Genomic DNA, 21,516 nt, shown 5'->3' with positions numbered 1-21,516 from the left:
CGGAGCCCCCGAGTCTAACCGAATAGACGCAGGAAGCGAATCAGTCTACGCACCGATGATCTCCGGGTGGCCTCGCCGTAATAGGCGAGCGCGGCACGCTTGCCGATCTCGCTCATGGTCGGGTAGGGGGCCACATAGCCGGCGATGTCCTTGATGCGCAAACCCTTCGACAGGGCCAGCGACCAGAAGTTCATCATCTCGCCGGCCTCCGCGCCGACGATCGTCACGCCGAGGAGCCGCCCGCCGCGCCCGGCGACGAGCTTGATGAAGCCTTCCGTGCGGTGCTCGGTCTGGGCCCGGTCGTTTTCGGCATAGGGCCAGCGCAGGACCTTGACGCCGCGTTCGTGCGCCCGCGCCTCGGACTCGGTGAGCCCGATATGCGCGAGTTCGGGGTCCGTATAGGTGACCCGCGGAATGACGAGGCGGTTCTCACGGGCCGGCAGCCGGAACAGGAGTGCGCGCACGACGAGCCCGGCGTGATGATTGGCGACATGGGTGAACTGCAGCCCGCCGGTGACATCTCCGATGGCATAGACGCGCCTGTTAGTGGTGCGCAGGGCCTTGTTCACCTTGATGCCGCGCGCGTCATGCGCGATGCGCGCCTTTTCCAGCGCCAACGGTTTCAGATCAGGTTTGCGCCCCGTCGCCACGAGCAGATGCGAGCCCTCGACCGTCAGCGGCCCTTCCGCGCGTTCGAGGTGAATGCGGATCCCGGTGCGTCCATGCCTTTCCACGCGTTCCACTTTCGCCTGCTCGTGGATGTCCACCCCTTCCGCCCGCAGGCGCTCAAGGACCACTGCCGCCAGTTCCGGGTCTTCCTTGCCGAGCGCTGCCGCGGCCTCGATGACCGTGACGCGTGAACCGAGCCGCCGGTGCGCCTGGGCCAGTTCAATGCCCACCGGCCCGCCGCCGATCACCACCAGGTGCCGCGGCTGCCGCCGGCGCGCGAAGATCGTTTCGTTCGTGAGATAGGGTACGGTGTCGAGCCCGGGAATCGGGGGGGCGGCCGGCGCGGAGCCCGTGGCGATCACGAAGCGCCTAGCGCGGATCACATGATCGCCGGCCACGACCGTGCGCCGGTCCTGAAAGCGCGCCTCCTCTTTGAGCACCCGCACCCCCAGTGCCGTGAAGCGCTCGACCGAGTCGTTGGGTGCGATTGCACCGATCACCCGCTCGACATGCTTCATCGCCTGCGCGAAATCGATCTCGGGCTCCACATCCGCCACCCCGAAAGGGCGGCCGCGGGAGAGCTGGTGCGCATGCTTTCCCGCCGCCAGCAGCGCCTTGGAGGGCACGCAGCCATAATTCAGGCAGTCGCCGCCCATCCTGCCCTTCTCGATCAGCACCACCGGCACGCCGAAGGCGGCCGCCGCCGCCGCGACGGAAAGCCCGCCCGAACCGCCGCCGATGACGCAGATATCCGGTTTGAGAAGCGTGGTCATGAAAAACGCCTGAAGCCGATGAAGATCAGGATGAGCCAGCACCCCGCAACCGTCTTAGCAGGATGGGCACGGCCGCCAAAGCGGCAAGCAGAAACAGAGCCAGCGTCAGTTCCGGCGTCACGAGTTCCCTGAAGTGCAGATCCTGCCCGGATTGGGCGGCCGCCAGAAGGACGCTTTCCAGGCCTTCTCCCAGATAGGCGTAGGCGAAGCAGCCCGGCATGATGCCGAGCGCGGTCGCACCCACATAGGTGCTCACCCGCACGTCAAAAAAGGCGGGCGCGATGTTGACCAGCCAGAAGGGGAAGATGGGGGCGAGGCGCAAGATCAGGAGGTAGCCGAACGCACCGGCCTCGAAGCCGTCGGCCAGCCGGGAGATGCGTTCACCCGCCCGCGCCCGCAAGAAGCCGCGCAAGGCCGTGCGCGCGGCCAGGAAGAGGAGTGTTGCACCGGTCGTCGCGGCGATGATCACGAGCGTTCCGCCGATAAGCCATCCGAAGAGGAAGCCGCTGGCGACCGTCAGCAGCGAAGCGGCGGGAAAGGAGATCGCCACCGCGACCGCATAGACCAGGACGAACAGGGCGGGCGCCAGCACGGGGTGCAGATCCACATAGGCCTTCAACACCGCGCGGCTTTCGGCCAGCCCGGAAATGCTGAGGTGGCGGTGCCAGCCCAGAGCGTAGGTGGCAGCGAGTGCGAGCATGATGACGACCAGCGGTGCGAACCGCCACGCCGTGTGGCGATACGCTGCACCTTTCCTGTCGTCCGCCTTGGTCATCTCGCGCCTTCGCCGGCCTGTTCAGGCTCTTGTCGGTTCCGGCGCCTGTCATGACTTGTTCCCGGGCGGCCGGCAATGCGCCCGCGTCCGTCTCACCGGCTTTTGAGAAGGTACCCCCGCGCCATCACCTCCTCGTGATCGGCCGTTTCGAGGTTGAGGCCGCGTGCAACTTCAACCGCCGCGGGAGTCGACCGAGATCGCTCCCGGGCCGTGTGCGGCCAGGATCAGGAGACCGCCGGCCATGGCGAGATTCTTCATCAAGTTGATGACCTGCATCTGATCGGCGAAGTCGAGATGCGCGACGAGCGCCGCCCCTATGGTGAAGGCGGCCAGCGCCACCGCGGCGATCCGTGTCCACAGGCCGAACAGCACGGCCAGCCCGGCGAGGAATTCCAGCAGTCCCACGATCCAGCTCGTGGCGGTCGGCATCGGCAGGCCGATGCTGCCGAAGTAACCGGCGGTGCCGGCAATGTCGGTGAGTTTGCCGAAACCGGAGGAGACGAAGATCACGGCGATGAGAATTCGTCCGAGAAGTACAAGTAAATTTTTTGGCATGGGTGCAATCCCGCTTTGTGCCCAAAGGATGCAGCGTCCTAGCCGCTACGTGGTCTCGGCGCGAGGCGCATTTCGTTTGACACTGCGTCTCCTAACTGCCTCTAGTCGTCACGCACATCAAGTACAAGTTCGAGGGTCGAATTCTGCCCTTCGGCCGCCCAGCCGCCGGTATTCACCGACGCTTGAGCACTGCCCGACGCGCCACCGGCCGGACAATGGAGTCGGAAGACGCGATGATCGCAGCCAGTTGTTGCTGACGGTGCAATGCTCGCAACGCGGAGCGTGTGGAGCTTGGAGGGCCTTGACCTGAAGCGCGTAAACCCGTTTGAAACGGGGTGCGAACGCCCGCGGCGTTTCAAGACGACGTCTTCCAGGCACCGGATTAAGTCATGCCCCTACGCCTCGTTTTCATGGGAACGCCGGATTTCTCCGTGCCGACGCTTCGTGCGCTGGCCGAGGCCGGGCATGAGATCGCGGCCGTCTACACGCAGCCGCCGCGACCGGCCGGCCGGCGCGGGCTGGAACTGGTAAAATCTCCCGTGCACCAAGCGGCTGAAGCACTCGGCCTGCCCTTGCGTACGCCGGAATCACTGAAGCCGAGAGAAGAACACGCGTCCTTTCGTGCCCTTGAAGCGGATGCGGCGGTGGTGGTGGCTTACGGTCTCATTCTGCCGAAGCCGGTGCTGGAAGGCACGCGCCTCGGCGCCTACAACGGCCATGCCTCGCTGCTGCCGCGCTGGCGCGGTGCGGCGCCCATCCAGCGCGCCATCATGGCCGGCGACCGCGAGACGGGCGTCATGGTGATGAAGATGGAGGAAGGGCTGGACACCGGGCCCGTGGCGCTGACCGAGCGCGTGCCGATCGGGCCTGACATGAGCGCCGGTGCCTTGCACGACGTGCTGAAGGAAAAGGGCGCGCGGCTCATGGCCGAAGCGATCGCAAAGCTCGAGCGCGGCGAACTCCGGCTGGAGCCGCAGTCGGAGGAGGGGACCACCTACGCGCAAAAGATCTCCAAAGACGAGACGCGTGTGGACTGGCGCCGCCCGGCCAGAGAGGTCCACAACCACATCCGCGGGCTTGCGCCCTTTCCCGGTGCCTGGTGCACGATGAATCTCGGCGGGCGGAGCGAGCGCCTGAAGCTGTTGCGCGCAGAGCTTTCTGAAGGCAGTGGTTCTCCGGGAACGGTTCTTGATGATCTCACTGTCGCCTGCGGGACGGGAGCGGTGCGCCTCCTCACGCTGCAGCGCGCCGGCGGCAAGCCGGTTTCGGCCGGTGATTTCCTGCGCGGCGCTAAGCTCGAGAAGGGGGACCGCCTGTCATGAGCGCCGTCGTCATACGCCCGGAAGACCCGCAGGACCGGTCAGCGATCAGTGCGCTGCTCACCAGCGCCTTCGGCACCGAGGGCGAGGCGCGACTGGTGGATGCATTGCGCGCGGGCGGCCACATCGTCCTTTCGCTCGTCGCCGAGCGCGACGGAGATCCCCGCGGCTATATTCTTTTCTCCCGCCTGATGGTGAGACAGGAAGAGACCTCGTTTCCCGCAGTGGCGCTGGCGCCGCTCGCCGTCGCTCCGGCTCATCAGGGCGAAGGCATCGGTACGGCTTTGGTGGACGAAGCGCATCTGGAGTTGCAGCGGCTGGGCGAACGCCTGTCGGTCGTGCTCGGCGATCCCGCCTATTACGGCCGTTTCGGCTACACGCACGCGCGCGCGGCGAATTTCGAAAGCGTCTATCAGTGCGAGGCCCTGCAGGCGCTGGCCTGGGACGAGGCGCCAACGACCGGCCGGCTCGACTATGCCGCGCCTTTTTCGGATCTCGGCTGACCATGCCGCGCTATCGCATCGACGTCGAATATGACGGCGCGGCCTATGCCGGCTGGCAGCGCCAGGCCGGACAGCCCAGCGTCCAGGAAGCGATCGAAAAGGCGATCGCCGCCTTCAGCGGCGAGGACGTGACCCTGCGCGGGGCCGGGCGCACGGATGCCGGCGTCCACGCGCTGGGCCAGGTCGCCCATTTCGACCTCTCCCGCACCTGGTACGCCGATACCGTGCGCGATGCGGTGAACGCACATCTCGGTCTCGCCGGCGAAACCGTCAGCGTGCTCGGCGCTGCCGAGGCGGCGGCGGACTTCGATGCGCGCTTCTCCGCCCGGGCACGGCACTATCTCTACCGCATCGTCAACCGGCGCGCGCCGCCGGCGCTCGAGCGCGGCCGGGCCTGGCACGTGGTGCGCCGGCTCGACACCGAGGCCATGGATGATGCGGCGCAGCGCCTCCTCGGCAAGCACGATTTCACCACCTTTCGCTCCGTCCAATGCCAGGCGAAGAGCCCGGTAAAGACGCTCGACCGGCTGGATGTATCGCGCACGGGCGAGATTATCGAGATCCGTGCCTCCGCGCGTTCCTTCCTGCACAATCAGGTGCGCTCCCTCGTCGGCACGCTGAAAAGGGTCGGGGAAGGCGCCTGGACGGCGGAGGATGTGGGGCGGGCGCTTGCGGCGCGCGACCGCGCTGCCTGTGGCCCCGTGGCGCCGCCGCAGGGACTGTACCTCGTCCGTGTCGACTACTGAATGTTGAGCCCGAGCAGGGCCTGCAAGGCCATCAGTACACCGATTGAGGTGACCAGCATGGCGAAGAAGACGGCCGAGCCGACCGACGGCCCCCGGGCGATCGCGGCCACCGTCACCCGCCAGGAAAGGACGAGCGTCGCCACAAACAGGAGAAGCGAGACGAGAACGATCAATTCCCCCGCGGAAGGCATGAACATGCGCAAAAGCGCCGGCGGCAGCATCAGCCAGGCGAAGATAGCCGAGGCCCAGTTATGGGTTACCACATAGTGGACGAAACGGTTTGCAATGCCGGCCGGGCGGGCGGCTACAGCCAGCACGACCAGCGGCAGGATCCAGGCGCCGATATCGGCCAGGAACAGCCGCAACAAAAGGAACAGCCTGAGTTCGACGGTAAGCATTCCCGCCATGTCGTTGGCGATCCCGACCCACCCGACGACCAGCGCGGGCAGCGCCACGACGATGGCGAAAAACGAATTCCAGAAGCCGTCGACGGACAGGTCGAGCATCTTGAAGCCGTCGGCGCGGCCCGTCATTATGCGCCAGACTCCGGTCAGATGTTCTTGAACTTCCGCACCTGACGGCATCAGGCAAACCACTTGTCCAGGAAACGCGTGTAGATGCGCGTCAGCGTTTCCAGGTCTTCGAGCGCGACCCGCTCGTCCACCATGTGCATGGTCTGGCCGACGAGGCCGAACTCGACCACCGGACAGTAGTCCTTGATGTAGCGGGCGTCGGAGGTGCCGCCGGAGGTGGAAAGCTCGGGCCGTCGGCCCGTGACCGCGCCGACGGCGGCCGCCAGCGTCTCGACCAGCCTTTCGTTCCGGGTGAGAAAAGCCGGGCTCGGACGATCGCGCCATTCGATGTCGAAGTCGACTGGGTCCGGCCGCTCCTGCCTGTATCGGCTCTCGCCGGCCGCCGCACGATCGAGGCGCTGGTGAATTTCGGCTTGCAGGGTTTCGGCCTGCCAAAGGTCGTTGAAACGCACGTTGAAGGCGGCCGTGGCGCTGGCGGGAATGACGTTGACGGCGGGATTGCCCACGTCGATGGACGTGAGCTCCAGATTGCTCGGCGGGAAATCGGACGTTCCCTCGTCGAGCGGCGGGTGGAGAAGCGCCTCGGCGAGCGCGAGAAGGCCGCGCACCGGATTGTCCGCCAGATGAGGATAGGCCACGTGGCCTTGTCTCCCGCGGACGGTGATCCGGCCCGACAGCGAGCCGCGCCGGCCGATCTTGATCATGTCGCCCAGCATCTCGCGGTTGGTCGGCTCGCCGACCAGCGCGGCGTCCCACGTCTCCCCACGCTCTCTTGCCCATTCGAGGAGCTTCACCGTCCCGTTGACCGCCGGGCCCTCCTCGTCTCCCGTGACGAGGAACGAGACGGAGCCCCGGGGCGCCCCATGGGCGTCCACATACCGCGCGAGGGCCGCGACGAAACAGGCGATGCCCCCCTTCATATCCACCGCGCCGCGGCCGAACATGGAGCCGTCGGCAATCTCCGCGCCGAAGGGCGGATGCCGCCAGGCACCCTCGTCTCCGGGCGGCACCACGTCCGTATGGCCGGCGAACATCAGGTGCGGGCCGCCCTCGCCGAGGCGGGCATAGAGATTCTCCACATCCGGTGTCCCGCCGTCACGGAAGATCGGCCGTTCAACCGTCGCACCGAGAGGCGCGAGCATCTTCTCCAATGCGGTGAGCGCTCCGGCCTCTTCCGGCGTAACGGAAGGACAGCGGATGAGAGCGGACAGATTGGCAACTGGATCCGTAGGCAATGTCATAAAGCGAGGGATAGTCGAAGCAGGCGCCGCTGTCATCCGCCAAGTCGGCTCATCGTGGCGCGTTGGTCCGCTCCCCGTATTCGTTCTCCCCAGGATCGCCGGGATAGAGGCACAGGACGATGAAGGCGAGGATCGAGACCATGGGAATGAACAGCGTCACGGCGAAGATGCCCGGCTTGCCGAAATCGTGCAGCCGCTTCACCCCCAGAGCCACATAGGACCAGACGGAGATGAAGAAGACCGTCCAGAAGAGCGTTGCCCATACCTGGCTGGCGCTGCTTTCCTCCGGCGCCAGGGTGAACTGGTAGAGCGCGAAGGCCTGGAAGATCGCCAGAAGAAGGCCGGCCAGGAAATAGGCCATGCGGCTGACGCGACCGGAAAAGCCGAAGAAGAGCCACTTGAGCTGTTTTCCGTCCACGTCCGCCCGCCCCCTTTTGCGCCGTCAGTCCCTGAGAAGCTCGTTGATCGACGTCTTGGCGCGGGTCTTCTCGTCGACGCGCTTGACGATCACGGCGCAGTAGAGGCCCGGGCCCGGCTCGCCGTTGCCCATGGGCTTGCCAGGCATGGTGCCGGCCACCACGACGGAATAGGGCGGCACCTCGCCATAGAAGACCTCGCCCGTCGCCCGGTCGACGATCTTGGTGGACTTGCCGATATAGACCCCCATGCCGAGCACGGAGCCTTCGCGTACGATGCAGCCTTCGACCACCTCGGAGCGCGCGCCGATGAAGCAATGGTCCTCGATGATGGTGGGGCCGGCCTGCATCGGCTCCAGCACACCGCCGATGCCCACACCACCGGACAGGTGCACATTCTCGCCGATCTGCGCGCAGGAGCCCACCGTCGCCCATGTGTCGACCATGGCGCCCTTGCCGACATAGGCGCCGAGATTGACGAAGGAGGGCATGAGGACGACGCCCGGCGCCACATAGGCGGAGCGGCGCACCACGCAGTTGGGCACGGCGCGGAAGCCGGCCCGCTCGAAATCGCCGGCCGCCCAGCCGTCGAACTTGGAGGGCACCTTGTCCCACCAGACTGCCTCGCCCGGCCCGCCCTTGATGATCTGCATCGGATTGAGCCGGAAGGAGAGCAGAACGGCCTTCTTCAGCCACTGGTTCACATGCCAGGTGCCGTCAGCCCCCCGCTCGGCGACGCGCGCATTTCCGCTGTCGAGCAAGGCCAGTGCCTCCTCCACCGCCTCGCGCACCTCGCCGCGCGTCTCGACCGTCACGGAATCGCGCTCCTCGAACGCTTTTTCCACCGTCTGCTCAAGGGCGGCGATGTCCGGGTTCTTCATCTGCAGGTTGTCTCCGCTACACGGGCTGTTAAGGGCTGCAAAATAAGGTCAGAATGGGCTTGCAAGACAAGCCGGCGCGAACCTATGCGAAGCGCCGGAAAGGGTCAATCGCGGCCGCGCGGGGGGACGCGCCGGAACACGGGACAGGGACCGCATGAAAACAGAGGACAGAAGCGGCTGGACACCCCTGCCGCATTCCGACGAGGACCTGAAACACGCCCGCAGCGTACCCGACACGCCGCAGACGCGCGCCGAGACCTACCGGCTTGCCTGGGACGACGAGGACTTCATGACGCGCCGCGAGCTCAGGCCGGTGCGCCTGCAGCTCGAACTTTTGAAACCGGAGATGGTGCTGGCCGAGCGCGGCATCCGCTCCACCGTCATCCTGTTCGGCGGCGCGCGCATTCCCGAACCGGGCGGCGAGGCGTGGGCGGCCAAGAACGAGGTGCAGAAAAAGAACCTCGAGGACAACAGCCGCTACTACGACGAAGCGCGCAAGTTCGCGCGGTTATGCTCGGAACAGTCGGCCAAATCGCGCTACCGCGAATATGTGGTGGTGACAGGCGGCGGGCCGGGCGTCATGGAGGCGGGCAACCGCGGCGCCACCGACTGTGGCGCCCCGAGCATCGGCCTCAATATCGTTCTGCCGCACGAGCAGGCGCCGAACCTTTATGTGTCGCCGGAGCTGTGCTTCAACTTCCACTACTTCGCGATCCGCAAGATGCATTTCATGATGCGGGCAAAGGCCGTGGCCGTCTTTCCCGGTGGCTTCGGCACGATGGACGAGCTTTTCGAGGCCTTGACCCTCATCCAGACCGGTCGCATGGAACGCATGCCGGTGATCCTTTTCGGCAGTACGTTCTGGAAGCGCGCCATCGACCTCAATTTCCTGGCCGAGCAAGGCACCATCTCGCCGGGCGACGAGGAACTCATCACCTTCGTCGACACCGCCGAGGACGCGTGGTCTCATATTGCTGCGTTCTACGAGCTGTAGAGCACGGCGGCAGTACCGCGCCCCAAGGGAACGCCGACAGGCCTCGCGGCGTTTCTTCCTTGAATAGAGGAGGCCGATATGCCCAGAAGCGTACCTGACGACGACATCATGGATGGCCAGCAGGCCAGGGACCTGGGGCACGCGACCAAGTCGCAGCCCCAGAATGCCCGGGACGCGGAAGAAGAGACGCCCGAAGAGCGCATCGAGAAAGACACCCGGGCCAATCGCGGTCTCGGCACGCTGCTCGGTTCCGACAAGGACAGCGAAACACAGAAGGTGCTGGAGCGTGCCGCCTACCGGCCGGAAAAGCGACGGCGTTAGCTAACCTGGCGCAACGGCGCGCAGGAAGTTCGTGAGGTCGTCCGTCACGTAGTCGACGTGATCTTCCTGTTCCTTGTCCTGCTCCCAGATATCCGAGAAGGTCGGCTCGAAGTTCTTCGGCACGATGAGCACGGTGGTCATGCCGAGATGCTTGGGTACCAGAAGATTGCGCGCCAGGTCCTCGAACATCACCGCATCCGAACCGACGATCGTGTTCAGGGCGAGAAACAGGTCGTAGCTTTCGGCCGCCGGCTTCGGGGTGAGGCCGGCGGCGACGATGTCGAATATATCCTCGAAATGATCGAGAATGCCGAGCTGGCGTGCGGCACGCTCGGCGTGTCGGCGACTGCCGTTGGTGAAGATGAACTTGCGGCCGGGTAGGGCACGGATGGCCTCGCCAAGTGCGGGATCCGGCTGCAGCCAGTCGTAGTCGATATCGTGCACCTTCTGCAGAAAGTCGTCCGGATCGACGCGATAGCGCTCCATCAGCCCCTTCAGCGTCGTGCCGAACTCGCGATAGAGTGCCTTCTGCAGCGTGCGCGCATCCTCGCGAGAAAGCTGCAGCAGTTCCGACACATAGGCGGTCATCCGCAGGTCGATCTGTGAAAACAGATTGCTGTCGTGGGGATAGAGTGTGTTGTCGAGATCGAACACCCAGTCGGTGACATGGGCGAATCGGGCCGGATCGGGGCGATTTGTCATGCTTCCTATGTCAGATGTTTCGCCTGCCTTTTCAACGCAAACTTGACGGAAACGGTTTGCCGGCGCGCGACGAACGCAACGGACTGCGCCGCCAGCCAAGCATGCTTGCGCCGATGAGGCGAGGCCGGTAGGTCTTGGCGTCTTGCCCGCCCGCCATTTCGGACATTTCCATGGAACTTTGGATCCCCATCACCATCGCGGCCGCGTTTCTGCAGAACCTGCGCTCGGTGGCGCAAAAACACCTGAAGGGCGTCATGGGCACGACCGGCGCCACCTTCGTTCGCTTCGGTTTCGGCCTGCCTTTCGCCGTTCTCTTCGTCCTGGCGCTGCATGTTTTCGCAAACTTCGCCTTCGCCCAGCCGAACGGCCGGTTCCTGGTGTGGGTCCTCGTCGGCGGGACGACGCAGATCGCCGCGAACTTCCTGCTCATCCATCTCTTCTCCTTCCGCAACTTCGCGGTCGGCACAGCGTATTCGCGCACTGAGCCGGTGCAGGCGGCGGTCTTCGGGTTGATCTTCCTCGGCGAATTGGCCGGCCCCGGGGCGCTGGCGGCGATCGCGATCACGGTCGTCGGCGTCATGCTGATCTCGGTCGCCCACACGACAATGAGCTGGCGCAATCTCTTCGCCTCGCTGGTCAGCCGCAACGCCCTCATCGGGCTCGCCTCGGGCACCCTGTTCGGCATCGCCGCGGTCTCCTACCGCGCCGCCTCGCTTTCGCTCGGGGGGCCGAACTTCTTGATGCAGGCAGCCACGACCTTGATGTTCACCATCGGCTTCCAGACAGTCCTCATGGCAAGCTGGATGCTGTGGCGGGACCGCGATGAGCTGGTTCGTATCGGCCGGGCCTGGAAGCCCTCCCTCTTCGCCGGCTTCGTCGGTGCCACGGCCTCGCTCGGCTGGTTCACGGCAATGACGCTGCAGCAAGCGGCGGTGGTGAAGGCACTGGCTCAGGTGGAAATGATCTTCACCTTCGCCTCGTCGGTCTATTTCTTCGGTGAGCGGATCAACCGCACGGAAGTGGCCGGCTGCGTGCTGATCGTCGCCGGGATCATGGCGCTGATGCTGATCGGCTGAGGCCTTCTGGGCTCGAAAGGAGGCCGGCCGTAGTCAGGGCACGATCAGCGTACCGGCGCCGTGCTCGGTGAAGAGTTCGAGCAGGACCGAGTGCGCGGTCTTGCCGTTGAGGATGACGACACCCTCCACGCCGCGCTCGATCGCCTCGATGCAGGTCTCGACCTTCGGGATCATGCCGCCGGCGATCGTCCCGTCCCGGATCAGGGCGCGCGCATCGGCGACGGTGAGTTCATCGATGAGCTTGCCGTTGCGGTCGAGAACGCCCGGAACGTCGGTGAGGAAGAGGAGCCGCTTGGCCTGGACGGCGCCGGCGATGGCGCCGGCGAACGTATCGGCGTTGATGTTGTATGTGTGGCCGTCGCGGCCTGGCGCTACGGGTGCGATCACGGGGATCATCTCGGAGCGGGCGAGCAGGTCCAGAAGCGTGCGGTCGACTTCCACCGGTTCGCCGACGAAGCCGAGGTCGAGCACGCGCTCGATGTTGGAATCGGGATCGGTCACGGTCTTGCGGGCCTTTTCGGCAAAGACCATGTTGCCGTCCTTGCCGCACAGGCCGATCGCCCATTCGCCCTCGGCATTGATGAGGGCGACGATCTGCTTGTTGATCGAGCCGGCCAGAACCATCTCGACGATCTCGACCGTCTCCTGGTCGGTGACCCGAAGGCCGTTCTCGAATTTCGATTCGATGCCCATGCTCTTGAGCATAGAGCCGATCTGCGGCCCACCGCCGTGGACGACGATTGGGTTGACGCCGGACTGCTTCAGAAGCGCCACGTCGCGGGCAAAGGCGCGGCCGAGCATGGCATCGCCCATGGCGTGGCCACCATATTTCACCACGACCGTGGTGTTCTCGTAGCGCTGCATATAGGGCAGCGCCGCCGAAAGCAGGCGGGCCTGGTCTTCGGCAATCCCGGCATTCTCCGTCATCTCGGCCCCCAAGGCTTGATCGACCAGCGGTCTCATAGCGCATTCGCGGCGGCAGGCAAACGTTCCGCTTCAAATTCCCTCACGGCCCATTGATTTGCCGTGATACGGCAAGCGTGCCTAATCTCGGGTCCAAACGGAGGACGAGACGATGAAACGGCGCAATTTCCTCTATGGTGGCCTCGGCGCCGTCACCGCGCTCGCCGGCGGTGCGCTGATGTTCCGGGGCGGTTCGGGTGGAAGCGCCAAGGCCGAAAGCTTCGAGATCGTGAAATCGGAAGAAGAGTGGCGCGCCATCCTGACGCCCGAGCAGTACGACGTGCTGCGCGAGGAGGCGACGGAGCGCGCGTTCTCCAGCCCGCTGAACGACGAAAAGCGAGCTGGCCTTTTCCACTGCGCGGGCTGCGACCTTCCGCTCTATTCGTCGGAAGCGAAATACGATTCCGGCACCGGTTGGCCGAGCTTCTGGGAGTCGCTGCCCGGCGCCATCGGCACGAAGGACGACCGCTCCTTCTTCATGGTGCGCACGGAATGCCATTGCCGGCGCTGCGGCGGGCATCTGGGCCATATCTTCGACGATGGTCCGCCGCCCACCGGCAAGCGCCACTGCATCAACGGCGTGGCGCTGACGTTCCGGCCGGGGGAGACGGCGTAGGCGTCTCATCTGTTCTCTCCAGGAGCAGACAGATACTCAACCCTGGTCGACCGCGCGCAGGACCGCGGCGCGCAGGTCGTCGATGCCCAGTCCTTTCTCCGAGGACGTGGCGACGATCTCGGGAAAGGCGGCGGGGCGCTTCGCGAGCTTTTGCCGCGTCTCCTCGACAAGCCGGGCGAGCGCCGGGGGCTTTATCTTGTCGGCCTTCGTCAGCACCACCTGGTAGGAGACGGCGGCGGTGTCGAGCAGGTCCATTACCTCGTCGTCGACCGTCTTGATGCCGTGGCGTGCGTCGATCAGCAGATAGACGCGCTTCAGCGTCACGCGGCCGCGCAGATAGTCGAAGACGAGCTTGGTCCAGGCATCGACCTTCGCCTTGGGCGCTTTGGCGAAGCCGTAGCCGGGCATGTCGACGAGCGCCATCGGCGGCAGGTCGCCCTTCTCGCCGCTGTAACCCTCGGGAACGAAATAATTGAGTTCCTGCGTTCGGCCCGGGGTGTTGGAGGTGCGGGCAAGCCCCTTGCGGCTCACCAGCGTGTTGATGAGAGAGGACTTTCCCACGTTGGATCGGCCGGCAAACGCCACCTCGGATGGACCCTCGGGTGGCAGGAATTTCATCGCCGGCACGCCACGGATGAAGATCCACGGCCGCGCGAAAAGCTTTTCGCCGGCCCGGCCGCCCGACGTCACAGTGTCGTTCTCGCTCACTTTGATGCCTCCAGACGCGCCAGATCGTTTCCTCGGATGGCGTCCAGATTGCGCGTGATCTTGTCGGCCGGCCAGTTCCACCAAGCAATGGCGAGGAGCTGGCGCACGGTGAACGCGTCGAAACGCATCTTGACCATCTCCGCGGGATTGCCGGCGACGACCGAGTAGGGCGGCACGTCGCGCGTGACGACGGAGCGGCCGCCCACAATCGCGCCGTCGCCGATCTTCACCCCCGGCATGATGACCGCGTCGAAGCCGATCCACACATCATTGCCGACGATCGTGTCGCCGCGCACCTCGCGGCGCCAGGTCTCCTCGTCGAAGCCTTGCTCCCATCCCTGGCCGAAAATGTTGAAGGGATAGGTGGAAAAGCCGGACAGCACATGATTGGCGCCGTTCATGATGAAGCGGGCGCCCTCGGCAATGGCGCAGAAACGGCCGATAACGAGCTTGTCGCCAATGAATTCGTAGTGATGCAGCACGCATTTCTCGGCGAACAGATCCGGCCCCTCCGGATCGTCGTAATAGGTATATTCGCCGATTTCGATGTTCGGCTTGTCGACGAGCGGCTTCAGGAAGCCGACGCGTGGATGCATCATGATGGGATGTTTGATTTCGGGATTCGGTCCATGCATGGCGGTCCCCATGGTCGCGGGAAAGTGACGGAGAATTTCGCGCGCCTGCTTCTTCCGAAAAGCCGCGGGACGGACCTGATCCCGGACAAGCGTGCGATATGTGCGGTCCCGTCAGCCGATCATCGAACATGCTCCCTAATCGTTCGACATCTTATAGCGCACCGCCGACGCATAACAAACGATGTGATCGGCCGCCATCCTCAGATGGTGCGCGCGTGGCACATGCGGGATATCAACTGGTCAAGGCGAAGCCCGCACCGTGGCTGGCCCATTCGGAGTCAGGCACAATGACGATCTTGCCCAGAAAGTCCTTCGTGCGATCGACGAAATAACGTTCGGCTTCATGAAGTTGGGAAAGCTTGAACGCACCATGCAGGACCGGCTTCAACCGACCGTCGCGTATCCACGCGATCAACTGTGCGGCTTCAGCACGCGTACCGTGGGAGACCCCAAAGATCTGAACTTGGTAGAGATAGATGCGCGTCCACATGATTTCCGTGAGGTTGCCCGCGCTCGCCCCCGCCATGCTCAGGCGCGGGTAGGTGGTGCGGCGCTTCATGTCGAACACCATCGCGTCGATGAAGCGGTCGGTCATGTCGCCGCCGACGAGATCCATGACTGCATCGAGCGGCGCGCCGCCGGTCAGTTCGCGGACTTCCTCCGTGAAACCCTGCATGTCGGACCGGTCGAGAACCGCTTCGGCGCCCAACGCGAGCAGTGCATCCGTCTTTTCGCGCTGGCTCAACGCGTAGGGCACGGCGCCCATGATGCGGCACAGCTGGATGAGTGCCGTTCCGACACCGCCGCTTGCTCCCGTCACGAGAACGCGCTCGTCCGGCGCAACGCCCGCAACGTTCAGCATGTGCAGCGCAGTCTGATAGGAGCACATGCCCATGGCGGCCAGTTCCGCGTCGGCAAGGTCCCGATTCTCGACCGTATGGAATTGATCCGCCGGAGCGGCAATGTATTCGGCATAGCCCCCGTCGGCGCCATGGCCGAAATAGTCCGGCGTCAGATTGATATCCCGACGTTCGTCTGCATAGAGATTGAAATCCAGCAGGCCGCGCTCGCCGATGCGTGCGGGATCAACCCCTTCGCCCGCCGCGGCCACACGACCGACCACGTCGGCCCCTTGGATGCGCGGAAAGGTTAAAGTGGGCGTGCCGCCGATCTGGAAGGACGTTACATCGCCCTTGTCCCTGGTGGGATAGAGGCCTTCGCGCGCTTTGCGGTCGGTGTTGTTCTTGGCGGTGGCCGTTACCTTGACAAGGATCTCGCCCGGTCCCGGTTTCGGAACCGGCACGTCTTTGCGATAGACGAGCTTGTCGGTGCCGCCATGGCCGATCAGCACCATTGCTGCCATGGTCTGCGGAACGGAACTTTCACTGGATGACGGCATGGCTTTCCTCCGGTCCGATGCACCGTGCCTTAGTGGTGCCTGACCCGACTTGCCGAAGTGCGCCTTCACGGAAAAAGGGCCCGCCGAAGCGGGCCCCGGATTTTTCCGTCTCTCCGGCTATTCCGCCGGATCCGGCTTTCGCTTGAACAGGCCTACCAGATTGTCCCACAGCTCGATCTTGGCACCCTGGCGCTTCATGATCACGCCCTGCTGGATGATCGACAGCAGGTTGTTCCATGCCCAGTAGATGACGAGACCGGCCGGGAAGGTCGCCAACATGAAGGTGAAGACCACCGGCATCCAGTTGAAGATCATCGCCTGGGTGGGGTCGGGCGGCGCCGGGTTCATGCGCATCTGCAGGAACATGGTGACGCCCATGATCAGCGGCCAGACCCCGATCATGAGGAAGGACGGCACGTCGTAGGGCAGAAGGCCGAACAGGTTGAAGATCGAGGTCGGGTCGGGCGCCGCGAGATCCTGGATCCAGCCGAAGAAGGGCGCATGGCGCATCTCGATGGTGACGTAGAGCACTTTGTAGAGCGCGAAGAACACCGGAATCTGGATGAGGATCGGCCAGCAGCCGGCCAGCGGATTGATCTTCTCCTTCTTGTAGAGCTCCATCATCGCCTGCTGCTGCTTCATCTTGTCGTCCGCGTATTTCTCGCGGAGTTCCATCAGCGCGGGCTGGACCTTCTTCATGTTCGCCATCGACTTGTAGGACTTGTTGGCGAGCGGGAAGAAGATGAGCTTGACGATGACGGTCGTCGCCAGGATGGCGAGGCCGAAATTGCCGAGCAGCTTGAAGAGCCAGTCGATGAGATAGAACATCGGCTTGGTAATGAAGTAGAACCAGCCCCAGTCGATCAGAAGCTCGAACTGGCGGATGCCCTGCTCACGCTCGTAGCTGTTGATGACGTTGACCTCCTTCGCGCCGGCAAAGACCAGCGTGTCGACGGTCGTCTCGCCGCCTGGGGCGACGGTGACGGGGTCTGTCAGGAAATCCGCCTGGTAGCCGGAGCGGCCGTCCTGGAAATAGGAGTAGCGCGGCTGAAAGTCCTCGCCGGCGCGCGGCACCATGGTAACCGCCCAGTACTTGTCGGTGATGCCGAGCCAGCCATCCGAGGACTTTGCCGGCGTGACGGCGTTGCCTTCCTCGTCCTCGGCCTCGGAATAGCTGATCTCCTGCAGGCCTTCCTCGCCGGTCACGCCGATGAAACCCTCGTGCAGGATGTAAATGCCGGTGGTTTCGGGCTGGCCGAGACGCGTGCTGCGGCCGTAGTTGCTCAGCGCGACCGCCTCGCCCCCCTCGTTGCGGATCGTGTCGGAAATAGTGAAGAGGTAATTGCTGTCGACCGAGAAGGTGCGCAGGAAGGTCAGGCCGGCGTCGTTGGTGTAACGCAACGTGACCGGATTGCCGGGGGAAAGCACCGAGCCTTCCTCGATCGCCCACACGGTCTGCGGGCCGGGAAGCGTGCCCGCCCCATCGCCGACATACCCCGTCTCCACATAGTAGCCGTCCGGCAGTGCGGCCGGGTTCAGCAGTTCGATGTTCGGCGAATCCTTGTCGACCGTGACGTGGTAGTCCTTGAGCAGAAGGTCATCCAGCCGCGCACCGGTGAGATTGATGGAACCGGCAAGGCGCGGAGTGTTTATCTTCACCCGCTCCGCCGCACCGACGGCCGCCTGGCGGCTGGCGGGCGCAGTCGTGGCCGGGGAACTGCCGGGAACCGTGCCGCCCTGCGCGCCGTTCGCAGACGGGATATTGCCTTCCCCGCCAGTCCCGGTGCCTTGCTGGGCGGTGGTCTCGCCGGGGCGCTCCGCCTCGACCTGGGCGGTCTCACGCTGCTCCTCGATGCGCGGGTTCATGTAGAACACCTGCCAGACCGTCAGGATCAGCACCGACAGCGCGATCGTGATCAGAAAGTTGCGATTGTTGTCCATGAATGTCCTTAGCCCGTGCGCACGGGGTTTCTGCCGCTCATGCGGCGTGAAAGCTCTTCCTTCAGCGCTGCGAAGGGCGCATTCAATATTTCGCGCCTTCCCACGATCACATAGTCAGTGCCTGGCGCCATGTCATCGGCGGCATGGACGCGCACCGCCTCACGCAGGCGGCGCCGGATGCGGTTGCGCTCGACGGCGTTGCCGGCCTTGCGGGTCACGGTGATTCCCAGACGCGCCGGGCCGTCGTCGCCGCGCTCCAGGACTTCAAGCAGGAAAAACGGGCCACGCCGCCTTGTTCCACGGCGCACCGCCAGAAACTCGGCGCGCTTCGTAAGGCGCGCGGGGTGGCGTACCTGCGCCCGGCCAGACACCGTCTCGGCCCTGCGCCCATCACCTTAGGCCGAGAGCTTCTTGCGACCACGTGCACGGCGGGCAGCGATCACGCGGCGGCCGCCCTTGGTGGCCATGCGCGCGCGGAAGCCGTGCCGGCGCTTGCGGACGAGTTTCGAGGGCTGATATGTGCGCTTCATTTGTTTAATACCGCGGCGTGCGGCCCTTCTTCATTCTGTCTCGATGAGCAGGAGCATTCCAGACCGCCGGGGCGCACGAACAATGCGCCGGGCAGCCGGCCCGGACGTGCCGGGCTTATAAGAAGCGCGTTGCCGAAAGTCAATGAATGAGGGGAGGGAAGGGACGGGCAGTGAGACGATAGGAAGAAATTCGGCAGAACCGCGGAGCCGCCCCTTACCAGCGTATGGCCTATTCCCTTGCTCTCCTAATATGCCTGCTCAAAGAAAACCGGTTCGATGGAGCCGCCCCAGCGTGTGTTGAAGGCGCTCATCATCTCCTGCGCGCTGGTGGTGCCGCGGGCGACGATTTCATCGAGCGGGTTCAGGAATTCCGCCTCGTCGTAGCCTTCGCGGTTGAGCAGCGCGCGCTGCTTCAGCCCCATGCGGGAGATCGTCAGCACCTCGCGCGCGGCCTCGCGAAGCTCGTGATTGCGGAAGCGGGCGGCAAGCCCTTCCACGGGCACGGCGTCCCGCAAGCCCTGGACCTCCTCGAAGCTCCAGCCCTTGGTCATTTCCTCGGCCGCATCGAGGGCTTCATCGTCGTAGAGCAACCCGACCCAGAAGGCCGGCAACGCGCATATGCGCCGCCAGGGGCCGCCGTCGGCACCGCGCATTTCCAGAAAGCGCTTCAGCCGCACGTCGGGAAAGAGCGTCGAAAGGTGGTTGGCCCAGTCGCCCATGGTAGGCATCCCGTCCGGGACCGTCTCGCGCAGTGCGCCGTCCATGAACTGGCGGAAGGTGACATGGGTGCAGTCGTGATAGCGCCCCTCGCGAATGACGAAATACATGGGCACGTCGAGCGCCCATTCCACGTAATCCACGAAGCCGAAACCGTCGGAGAAGACAAAGGGCAAGAGGCCCGAACGCTGGTTGTCGGTGTCGCGCCAGATCTCCGCGCGCCAGGACTGATAGCCGTTCGGGGCTCCATCGGTGAAGGGCGAATTGGCGAAGAGCGCGGTCGCCAGCGGCTGCAGCCGCGAGGAGACCTGCATCTTGCGCCGCATGTCGGTTTCGGAGGAAAAATCGAGGTTCACCTGGATCGTGCAGGTGCGGTACATCATGTCGAGGCCGTGGCTGCCCACCTTGGGCATGTAGGCCGACATGATATCGTAGCGCGACTTGGGCATTCTCGGCGTCTCGGAAAGCCGCCATTTGGGGCTGGCGCCGAGGCCCAGGAAGCGGATGCCGAGCGGCTCGGCGATCTCGCGCAGTTGCGCCAGATGGGCGTTGCCCTCCCGGCAGGTCTGGTGGAGCGTCTCGAGAGCGGCGCCGGACAGCTCGAACTGACCGCCGGGCTCCAGCGAGATCGCCCCCTGGCCCGTCGGCTCCACGAGGCCGATGATGCGCCCGCCATCCTCGATCGGATCCCAGCCGAGCAGCTTTTGCATGCCTTCGAGCAGCGACCGAATGCCGCGCGGCCCCTCATAGGGGACGGGCCGGTTGCCGTCGGCATAGAACGGAAACTTCTCGTGCTCGGTGCCGATTCGCCATGCCTCCTTCGGCTTCGAGCCGCGGGCCATGTAGCCCACCAGTTCGTCGATCCCTTCGATCGGCCGGTTATCGGTCGTGTCGCGCGCCATTCATCCCTCCGGCCTCTCGTTCGGAAGCAACGCCTGATTGGCCAAGTCGGCCGAGGCAATCAAGCAAAAAGTTCTGAACGCTGCATCAAGCAGTTGCCGGCTCGGCGCGCCAGTCTCCGGCCGCGGCCTGGATCAGCGCCAGCGCGGCAACGGCCGCCGTGTCGGCACGCAGGATGCGCGGGCCTAGGGGAATCGGCAGGACGAAGGGCAGCGCGCGCAGGCGCTTCCGCTCGGCATCGGAGAAACCGCCCTCCGGCCCGACCAGAAGGCCGAGACTTGCACCGTTCAGCGCCAGCAGCGCATCGAGCGGGTTGTTGCCTGGTGCGTCCTCGTCGCAATAGACGAGTTGCCTTTCCTCCTCCCAGCTCTCGAGCAGCTTGTCGAGCTTGAGCGGCTGGCGCACCTCCGGAACGGAGAGGATACCGCATTGCTCGGCCGCCTCGATAACGTTGGCCTCGAGGCGCTGCGTGCCGAGCTTCGGCACTTGCGTGTGCTGGGTGACGACGGGCTGGAGAATGCCGGCGCCCATCTCCACCGCCTTTTGCACCAGGTAGTCCAACCGCCCCTGCTTCAGCGGCGCGAAGCAGTAAAGGAGGTCGGAAACAGGCGTTTGGGGACGCTCCCGCTGCAGAGGCCTCAGCCGCGCGGACTTCCTGGAAAGCGCGGCGATCTCCGTCAGCCATTCGCCGTCGCGGCCATTGAACAGGAGCAGCCGATCACCTTCGCGCATGCGCAGTACATTGGCGAGATAATGCGCCTGGTGGCGCGTCGTTTCGATCTCGGCCTCGGCGGCGAGATTCTCCGGCAGGAAAAGCCGCTGCATCTTGTAGTTCGCTCGCATGGCAGCTTGATGCGCCGCGTGAGCGATGCGGTCAAGGGCGCGCAGTCGCGTGCCAGACCGGCGCGTATCCGCAGCGCAGGGCGGAAACGGTGGAAGGCGGCGTGATCAGCAGGAACGGCCCGTCGACCTTGCGCGGGTCTCGCGCCGCACCGTAGCCGCCGAAATCCCACGGCAGCAACCGGCCATCGCGCAACGCAAAAGCGCTGCCATCCACCTCGACCATCGCGCCGTCAGGCAAAGCGTCGACCTGGGCCATGCGCAGGGCGAAGGACGGAATGCCGGAGGCCCGCCGCTGGCGATGCAGGCGGCTGTCGATTTCCGGCGCGGACAGGCGCCCACGCCCGGCGCCTTGCGCGAAGAAGCGGGCGAAGCTCAGCGCCCGCTCCCTGCGGCAGAGGAAGCAGGGGCGATGGCCGGCGGCCAGCGCCGTCACCTCGTCGAGGAAGAAGAGCTCCGTCCAGCCGGGGCCGCCAGAGCGCCCGTTCCGGCCCATCACCGCGCGCCGGCGGTCCTTGAACGTGCACTCGCAGACGATCCAGGCGCGGGTCGTCCAGCGGCGGGCGAGCAAAGTCTTCGTCTCCGGATCGTGAATGACCCCGCGATTGCCCGTAAAGAGGCCACGCGCGGCAACCGCGTGAAGGGCGCCGAAAGGATCGATACGATTCTGCAGCGGCATGGCACCCTTCCTCAGGCGATGAGCCCGGCGTCACCGGTGTTGCCGGAGGGCGACAATGCCGACGCAAAGACGTGGATGACCCTT

Annotated in this window: 25 protein-coding genes; 7 read left to right on the top strand and 18 right to left on the bottom strand. The window is 65.0% G+C overall.

Features of this window, described 5'->3' with window-relative positions:
* Positions 1 to 14: 14 nt before the first annotated feature.
* From SIN08_RS17105 to SIN08_RS17095, 3 genes are all read right to left on the bottom strand, one after another.
* The gene (locus tag SIN08_RS17105; RefSeq protein ID WP_322452806.1) at positions 15 to 1,442 is read right to left on the bottom strand and encodes a dihydrolipoyl dehydrogenase family protein; all 1,428 of its coding nucleotides are present in this window, start codon (positions 1,440 to 1,442) and stop codon (positions 15 to 17) included.
* 25 nt (positions 1,443 to 1,467) lie between these two features.
* Positions 1,468 to 2,217 carry a TVP38/TMEM64 family protein gene (locus tag SIN08_RS17100; RefSeq protein WP_322452805.1) on the bottom strand — a complete coding sequence of 250 codons (750 nt, stop codon included), beginning with the start codon at positions 2,215 to 2,217 and terminating at the stop codon, positions 1,468 to 1,470.
* A gap of 171 nt (positions 2,218 to 2,388) precedes the next feature.
* Positions 2,389 to 2,772: a DoxX family protein gene (locus SIN08_RS17095; RefSeq protein WP_322452804.1), complete on the bottom strand. Its 384-nt coding sequence runs from the start codon at positions 2,770 to 2,772 to the stop codon at positions 2,389 to 2,391.
* A gap of 389 nt (positions 2,773 to 3,161) precedes the next feature.
* Here SIN08_RS17095 and fmt point away from each other — a divergent pair, with 389 nt between their 5' ends.
* Genes fmt through truA form a run of 3 tightly spaced genes read left to right on the top strand, consistent with a single transcriptional unit; the run spans position 3,162 to position 5,340 of the window.
* The gene (gene fmt, locus SIN08_RS17090; RefSeq protein ID WP_322452803.1) at positions 3,162 to 4,094 is read left to right on the top strand and encodes a methionyl-tRNA formyltransferase; all 933 of its coding nucleotides are present in this window, start codon (positions 3,162 to 3,164) and stop codon (positions 4,092 to 4,094) included.
* A complete protein-coding gene (locus SIN08_RS17085; RefSeq protein ID WP_322452802.1) occupies positions 4,091 to 4,594 on the top strand; it encodes an N-acetyltransferase in 504 nt (167 codons plus the stop codon). Before fmt ends, SIN08_RS17085 begins: the two co-directional genes overlap by 4 nt.
* A gap of 2 nt (positions 4,595 to 4,596) precedes the next feature.
* Positions 4,597 to 5,340, top strand: a complete 744-nt coding sequence (gene truA, locus SIN08_RS17080; RefSeq protein WP_322452801.1) for a tRNA pseudouridine(38-40) synthase TruA — start codon at positions 4,597 to 4,599, stop codon at positions 5,338 to 5,340.
* Here truA and SIN08_RS17075 read toward each other — a convergent pair.
* The 4 genes from SIN08_RS17075 to dapD are packed head-to-tail and all read right to left on the bottom strand — an operon-like array spanning position 5,334 to position 8,411.
* Positions 5,334 to 5,924: a transporter gene (locus SIN08_RS17075; protein WP_416208093.1), complete on the bottom strand. Its 591-nt coding sequence runs from the start codon at positions 5,922 to 5,924 to the stop codon at positions 5,334 to 5,336. The two genes, truA and SIN08_RS17075, sit on opposite strands and share 7 nt — an antisense overlap.
* The gene (gene dapE / locus SIN08_RS17070) at positions 5,924 to 7,114 is read right to left on the bottom strand and encodes a succinyl-diaminopimelate desuccinylase (RefSeq protein WP_322452799.1); all 1,191 of its coding nucleotides are present in this window, start codon (positions 7,112 to 7,114) and stop codon (positions 5,924 to 5,926) included. The genes SIN08_RS17075 and dapE overlap by 1 nt, the downstream gene beginning before the upstream one ends.
* A gap of 49 nt (positions 7,115 to 7,163) precedes the next feature.
* The gene (locus SIN08_RS17065; RefSeq protein ID WP_322452798.1) at positions 7,164 to 7,532 is read right to left on the bottom strand and encodes a DUF805 domain-containing protein; all 369 of its coding nucleotides are present in this window, start codon (positions 7,530 to 7,532) and stop codon (positions 7,164 to 7,166) included.
* Positions 7,533 to 7,556: 24 nt separating this feature from the next.
* Positions 7,557 to 8,411 carry a 2,3,4,5-tetrahydropyridine-2,6-dicarboxylate N-succinyltransferase gene (gene dapD, locus SIN08_RS17060; RefSeq protein ID WP_322452797.1) on the bottom strand — a complete coding sequence of 285 codons (855 nt, stop codon included), beginning with the start codon at positions 8,409 to 8,411 and terminating at the stop codon, positions 7,557 to 7,559.
* Positions 8,412 to 8,565: 154 nt separating this feature from the next.
* On the opposite strand from dapD, the gene SIN08_RS17055 reads away from it, so the two are divergent.
* Complete coding sequence (locus SIN08_RS17055; RefSeq protein ID WP_322452796.1) at positions 8,566 to 9,405, top strand: LOG family protein; 840 nt, start codon at positions 8,566 to 8,568, stop codon at positions 9,403 to 9,405.
* Between the two features lie 78 nt (positions 9,406 to 9,483).
* Positions 9,484 to 9,726, top strand: coding sequence for a hypothetical protein (locus SIN08_RS17050; RefSeq protein WP_322452795.1), 243 nt, complete (start codon positions 9,484 to 9,486; stop codon positions 9,724 to 9,726).
* Here SIN08_RS17050 and SIN08_RS17045 read toward each other — a convergent pair whose 3' ends face one another.
* The gene (locus tag SIN08_RS17045) at positions 9,727 to 10,428 is read right to left on the bottom strand and encodes a pyrimidine 5'-nucleotidase (protein WP_322452794.1); all 702 of its coding nucleotides are present in this window, start codon (positions 10,426 to 10,428) and stop codon (positions 9,727 to 9,729) included.
* 170 nt (positions 10,429 to 10,598) lie between these two features.
* Between SIN08_RS17045 and SIN08_RS17040 the strand changes: the two genes are divergently transcribed.
* Positions 10,599 to 11,504, top strand: a complete 906-nt coding sequence (locus SIN08_RS17040; RefSeq protein WP_322452793.1) for a DMT family transporter — start codon at positions 10,599 to 10,601, stop codon at positions 11,502 to 11,504.
* Between the two features lie 33 nt (positions 11,505 to 11,537).
* On the opposite strand, the gene argB is transcribed toward SIN08_RS17040, so the two are convergent.
* Positions 11,538 to 12,431, bottom strand: coding sequence for an acetylglutamate kinase (argB, locus tag SIN08_RS17035; protein WP_322452792.1), 894 nt, complete (start codon positions 12,429 to 12,431; stop codon positions 11,538 to 11,540).
* A gap of 148 nt (positions 12,432 to 12,579) precedes the next feature.
* Here argB and msrB point away from each other — a divergent pair, with 148 nt between their 5' ends.
* Positions 12,580 to 13,083, top strand: coding sequence for a peptide-methionine (R)-S-oxide reductase MsrB (gene msrB / locus SIN08_RS17030; protein WP_322452791.1), 504 nt, complete (start codon positions 12,580 to 12,582; stop codon positions 13,081 to 13,083).
* A 36-nt stretch (positions 13,084 to 13,119) separates the two neighbouring features.
* On the opposite strand, the gene yihA is transcribed toward msrB, so the two are convergent.
* From yihA to SIN08_RS16985, 9 genes are all read right to left on the bottom strand, one after another.
* Entirely contained in the window at positions 13,120 to 13,791 is a 672-nt protein-coding gene (yihA, locus tag SIN08_RS17025) for a ribosome biogenesis GTP-binding protein YihA/YsxC (RefSeq protein ID WP_416208092.1), read from the bottom strand.
* Entirely contained in the window at positions 13,788 to 14,426 is a 639-nt protein-coding gene (locus tag SIN08_RS17020) for a CatB-related O-acetyltransferase (RefSeq protein WP_322452790.1), read from the bottom strand. The genes yihA and SIN08_RS17020 overlap by 4 nt, the downstream gene beginning before the upstream one ends.
* Before the next feature lie 232 nt (positions 14,427 to 14,658).
* A complete protein-coding gene (locus tag SIN08_RS17015; protein ID WP_322452789.1) occupies positions 14,659 to 15,825 on the bottom strand; it encodes a zinc-binding dehydrogenase in 1,167 nt (388 codons plus the stop codon).
* Between the two features lie 117 nt (positions 15,826 to 15,942).
* Complete coding sequence (gene yidC / locus SIN08_RS17010; protein WP_322452788.1) at positions 15,943 to 17,766, bottom strand: membrane protein insertase YidC; 1,824 nt, start codon at positions 17,764 to 17,766, stop codon at positions 15,943 to 15,945.
* Between the two features lie 8 nt (positions 17,767 to 17,774).
* Positions 17,775 to 18,137, bottom strand: a complete 363-nt coding sequence (rnpA, locus tag SIN08_RS17005; RefSeq protein WP_322452787.1) for a ribonuclease P protein component — start codon at positions 18,135 to 18,137, stop codon at positions 17,775 to 17,777.
* A gap of 24 nt (positions 18,138 to 18,161) precedes the next feature.
* The gene (rpmH, locus tag SIN08_RS17000) at positions 18,162 to 18,296 is read right to left on the bottom strand and encodes a 50S ribosomal protein L34 (protein ID WP_322452786.1); all 135 of its coding nucleotides are present in this window, start codon (positions 18,294 to 18,296) and stop codon (positions 18,162 to 18,164) included.
* Between the two features lie 245 nt (positions 18,297 to 18,541).
* The gene (locus tag SIN08_RS16995) at positions 18,542 to 19,915 is read right to left on the bottom strand and encodes a glutamate--cysteine ligase (protein WP_322452785.1); all 1,374 of its coding nucleotides are present in this window, start codon (positions 19,913 to 19,915) and stop codon (positions 18,542 to 18,544) included.
* A gap of 85 nt (positions 19,916 to 20,000) precedes the next feature.
* A complete protein-coding gene (locus SIN08_RS16990; RefSeq protein WP_322452784.1) occupies positions 20,001 to 20,756 on the bottom strand; it encodes a 16S rRNA (uracil(1498)-N(3))-methyltransferase in 756 nt (251 codons plus the stop codon).
* A gap of 31 nt (positions 20,757 to 20,787) precedes the next feature.
* Positions 20,788 to 21,432: a hypothetical protein gene (locus SIN08_RS16985; protein WP_322452783.1), complete on the bottom strand. Its 645-nt coding sequence runs from the start codon at positions 21,430 to 21,432 to the stop codon at positions 20,788 to 20,790.
* Positions 21,433 to 21,516 lie beyond the last annotated feature (84 nt).

Source organism: Chelativorans sp. M5D2P16 (genome assembly GCF_034427935.1).
Lineage (GTDB): Bacteria > Pseudomonadota > Alphaproteobacteria > Rhizobiales > Rhizobiaceae > Chelativorans.
Note: the sequence above shows the minus strand (reverse complement) of the source record. Positions and strands in the feature narration are given on the sequence as shown.

Bases quoted from the DNA above. Each gene is read 5' to 3' on its own strand.
- SIN08_RS17105 (WP_322452806.1), bottom strand. From the start codon at position 1,442: ATGACCACGCTTCTCAAACCGGATATCTGCGTCATCGGCGGCGGTTCG.
- SIN08_RS17100 (WP_322452805.1), bottom strand. From the start codon at position 2,217: ATGACCAAGGCGGACGACAGGAAAGGTGCAGCGTATCGCCACACGGCG.
- SIN08_RS17095 (WP_322452804.1), bottom strand. From the start codon at position 2,772: ATGCCAAAAAATTTACTTGTACTTCTCGGACGAATTCTCATCGCCGTG.
- fmt (WP_322452803.1), top strand. From the start codon at position 3,162: ATGCCCCTACGCCTCGTTTTCATGGGAACGCCGGATTTCTCCGTGCCG.
- SIN08_RS17085 (WP_322452802.1), top strand. From the start codon at position 4,091: ATGAGCGCCGTCGTCATACGCCCGGAAGACCCGCAGGACCGGTCAGCG.
- truA (WP_322452801.1), top strand. From the start codon at position 4,597: ATGCCGCGCTATCGCATCGACGTCGAATATGACGGCGCGGCCTATGCC.
- SIN08_RS17075 (WP_416208093.1), bottom strand. From the start codon at position 5,924: ATGCCGTCAGGTGCGGAAGTTCAAGAACATCTGACCGGAGTCTGGCGC.
- dapE (WP_322452799.1), bottom strand. From the start codon at position 7,114: ATGACATTGCCTACGGATCCAGTTGCCAATCTGTCCGCTCTCATCCGC.
- dapD (WP_322452797.1), bottom strand. From the start codon at position 8,411: ATGAAGAACCCGGACATCGCCGCCCTTGAGCAGACGGTGGAAAAAGCG.
- SIN08_RS17055 (WP_322452796.1), top strand. From the start codon at position 8,566: ATGAAAACAGAGGACAGAAGCGGCTGGACACCCCTGCCGCATTCCGAC.
- SIN08_RS17050 (WP_322452795.1), top strand. From the start codon at position 9,484: ATGCCCAGAAGCGTACCTGACGACGACATCATGGATGGCCAGCAGGCC.
- SIN08_RS17045 (WP_322452794.1), bottom strand. From the start codon at position 10,428: ATGACAAATCGCCCCGATCCGGCCCGATTCGCCCATGTCACCGACTGG.
- SIN08_RS17040 (WP_322452793.1), top strand. From the start codon at position 10,599: ATGGAACTTTGGATCCCCATCACCATCGCGGCCGCGTTTCTGCAGAAC.
- argB (WP_322452792.1), bottom strand. From the start codon at position 12,431: ATGACGGAGAATGCCGGGATTGCCGAAGACCAGGCCCGCCTGCTTTCG.
- msrB (WP_322452791.1), top strand. From the start codon at position 12,580: ATGAAACGGCGCAATTTCCTCTATGGTGGCCTCGGCGCCGTCACCGCG.
- SIN08_RS17020 (WP_322452790.1), bottom strand. From the start codon at position 14,426: ATGCATGGACCGAATCCCGAAATCAAACATCCCATCATGATGCATCCA.
- SIN08_RS17015 (WP_322452789.1), bottom strand. From the start codon at position 15,825: ATGCCGTCATCCAGTGAAAGTTCCGTTCCGCAGACCATGGCAGCAATG.
- yidC (WP_322452788.1), bottom strand. From the start codon at position 17,766: ATGGACAACAATCGCAACTTTCTGATCACGATCGCGCTGTCGGTGCTG.
- rpmH (WP_322452786.1), bottom strand. From the start codon at position 18,296: ATGAAGCGCACATATCAGCCCTCGAAACTCGTCCGCAAGCGCCGGCAC.
- SIN08_RS16995 (WP_322452785.1), bottom strand. From the start codon at position 19,915: ATGGCGCGCGACACGACCGATAACCGGCCGATCGAAGGGATCGACGAA.
- SIN08_RS16990 (WP_322452784.1), bottom strand. From the start codon at position 20,756: ATGCGAGCGAACTACAAGATGCAGCGGCTTTTCCTGCCGGAGAATCTC.
- SIN08_RS16985 (WP_322452783.1), bottom strand. From the start codon at position 21,432: ATGCCGCTGCAGAATCGTATCGATCCTTTCGGCGCCCTTCACGCGGTT.